The 2294-nt window shown below is 60.8% G+C and carries 2 protein-coding genes; both read left to right on the plus strand.

The window, feature by feature from the left end; genetic code table 11:
* Positions 1-288 precede the first annotated feature (288 nt).
* Positions 289-1494 (plus strand): hypothetical protein, encoded by a 1206-nt coding sequence (locus IVB47_RS25760; protein WP_247465535.1) that lies wholly within the window; start codon positions 289-291, stop codon positions 1492-1494.
* Positions 1494-1835, plus strand: a complete 342-nt coding sequence (locus IVB47_RS25765) for a DUF2958 domain-containing protein (RefSeq protein ID WP_247465537.1) — start codon at positions 1494-1496, stop codon at positions 1833-1835. The genes IVB47_RS25760 and IVB47_RS25765 overlap by 1 nt, the downstream gene beginning before the upstream one ends.
* Positions 1836-2294 lie beyond the last annotated feature (459 nt).

Consider the following 2294-nt stretch of genomic DNA (forward strand, 5'->3'; position numbering starts at 1 on the left):
ACCTCTCCGAGACGGACAAGGACGATGAAGTGCGCCGAAAGCCTGGGGGAGCTGATCGTTTCGTTCACTTAGCCCGCCACTGCTGGCCTAATCGCGGCCGGTTCGGCTCGAACGACCCTTTTTCACAATCGAGGCCTTGCACGAAACAGCGCCGTTCGACGGCTGCAATGCCTTTTCAATGGCCGAGGGAGGCCACTGCGGATTTGGCACGCTTCGTCGTTAATTTCGGTACCAGTTCTCCGAATCTCTCTCGCGCCAACGACGCGCATGAAAGAAAGAGAGACAACCTTGAAAACATCAGAACCACTCGCGCCGTCCGCGGACCAATCCACCAAACAGGCAGAAAGCCCCTTCGTTCAACTCGCGCGCTCGCCGCTTGTCCCAGAGCGCGTCCTAAAACGGTATGGCGCCTATTGTGCCATCGACACCAGGTTTCGCAGTGCCGCTCGACTCCTGCAATGCCTTTGGCTGAAGCGCCAAGGTGTCGCCATGGCTCCCCCCGAGGGCAGGGACCCCAGCACCGGCAATCGAGCCTTCGGGTCCATCCTCTCGGTCAATGATGCCGCGGCGGGCAAGAACTTCCTCAGCCCGGCCATCCACCAACTTGCCCTCCGCGAGTTTCTCCTGCGCGAGGAGGACGCGGCCATCGACGAGGAGCGCCTCATGGGCAACGCTCTCTCGTCCATGCCCCTTGCCTTCAATCTCTTCGGTCCGCTCGCCCTCGATCTCAAGCTCGCGACGGCGGTGTTCCGACAGATCCTCCCCGATTTCGTCCAGACAGTGGAACGGATCCTGTTCGAGCATAGTCCCGCAAGGCGAGATGACAGCTTCCTCGCCGATCGCACCGCGTTCGACGTCGCCGTCCTGCTCATCACCCCAGAAGGCAAACGCGCCACGATTTTCATCGAGGTCAAATATTCGGAGAGCCTCGAGGGGCCCATCGCGCGTCCACGCGACCGATATGAAGAAGCCGCCGAAGAGGTCCAACTCTATCGCAATCCGGCCAGCGCAATGCTGCGGTCCCTCGCGATCGAGCAATTCTGGCGAGAACACATGCTCGCCCAGCTGATCGTCGACCGGGAGCTGACCTCCAAAGCGGTGTTCATGGCTATCGGCCCGCGGCTGAATCGTCGCGTCCAGGCTGCCTTCCGCGCATACGAGGCGGAACTACTCCATGAGGATAGCGCGGAGGATCGGGTTGAATTCGTCCCCCTCACGCTCGAGAGCATCATCCAGGCGATAGCTTCCGCCGGCGCCATCGAGTTAGCAACCACGCTTTGGGAACGCTACTGCGACTTCCACCGGGTCTATCGGCTCGCCGTGGAAGAACTGGCCACCCCTCCAGCCTCGGCGCAAAGCGAGGCAGCCCCAAGCGGGGGAACGCCCGCAAATCCAACCGCTGCTTCCGCCCGACGAGCGCTCCCCCCGGCGCGGCGACGGTCGACTGGCGCAGCCAGAGAAGACCTCCATACGACCTCCCGGGAGGCAATCTGATGGTCCAGAATGATTTCCTCACCGTGGAAGAACGCGTTAGTCTACTCGTCAATGCGCTGGCAGACGAGCGCGACCACTTCCCGGTCCTGAAGCTCTTCCTGCCCGACGGCGCAGCGACGTGGCTCATCACCGAATGCGACCCCGATGAGCCCAATCGACTCTTCGGTCTCTGTGATCTGGGACTTGGCTTTCCAGAGCTAGGCAGCGTCAGCCTCGAAGATATCCTTAGTGTCAGAGGCAAGCTCGGACTTACCGTCGAACGGGATGTCCACTTCAAGGCCGAGAAGCCGATCTCGGCATATGCCACAGAGGCGCGAGCCAAGGGTCGCATCGTTGCCTGACAAGAGAAGCAAGTGCCCCCACCAATGGGAGCACGAGCCCCGCTGCCAACCCGCCTTCGTCAACCACTACGAATGCGATGGCTGCGGGGCTGTCTGGGACGACGCTTGGTCCTGCAGCTGTGACGACGAATGTCCAAATTGTCGGATCGATGTAAGTCCCAGTCGCTCCCAAAAGGTAGCACCTTGCGCTTGTGACTATCTCGGTCACTAGCGCTACGCTGCGAGCAGACGAAGATTGAGCCGCTCACCAGCCATGCAAGCATGATCGCTCGATCAACATGCCTTAGGCGCTGTGTACCCGAGCTCTGGAGGGGCGCCGGGCCGTTTCAGATGGAGCTCCGACGGGTATTGCCGCCCAATCGTCACGCCGAGATGCTTACCCTCTGAGAGACGCTCTATCACTAAATATCTGAATTCGATGGCCGGGTTCGTTTATATCGCCCATCGCCCATCCTGCCT

The organism is Bradyrhizobium sp. 62 (assembly GCF_023073035.1).
Classification (GTDB): Bacteria; Pseudomonadota; Alphaproteobacteria; order Rhizobiales; family Xanthobacteraceae; genus Bradyrhizobium.